Below are 366 nucleotides of genomic sequence, written 5' to 3' on the forward strand. Positions count from 1 at the left end.
CAACGACCAACCACCCATCACCCCGGACCACAATCCGAGTTCACTGGGGTCGGCGCCGAAGGACGACCAACCGGCCGCACCCTCAGACACCCAACAGCGCGCCCGACCCAAACCCGTCCGAAGATCATGCGTTCCACGCTCTCTCACGAGCAGTACTAGCAGCCCCCGACCCGAGGTCCAGACCGAATAGTCAACGTTCCACCCATGAGCTGACCACCGTCGATCATTCGCCGACGTAGTGGCTCTGGCTGCCTTGCGGCAGCTAGATGCTCCTTAGAAAGGAGGTGATCCAGCCGCACCTTCCGGTACGGCTACCTTGTTACGACTTCGTCCCAATCGCCAGTCCCACCTTCGACAGCTCCCTCC

1 rRNA gene is annotated in these 366 nt (G+C 61.7%); it reads right to left on the bottom strand.

Going from position 1 to position 366, the window contains the following annotated elements:
- Positions 1-277 precede the first annotated feature (277 nt).
- A 16S ribosomal RNA gene (locus ADL25_RS17345) occupies positions 278-366 on the bottom strand; the annotation flags it as partial.

The sequence above is a fragment of the Streptomyces sp. NRRL F-5122 genome (assembly GCF_001507435.1).
GTDB lineage: Bacteria > Actinomycetota > Actinomycetes > Streptomycetales > Streptomycetaceae > Streptomyces > Streptomyces lannensis.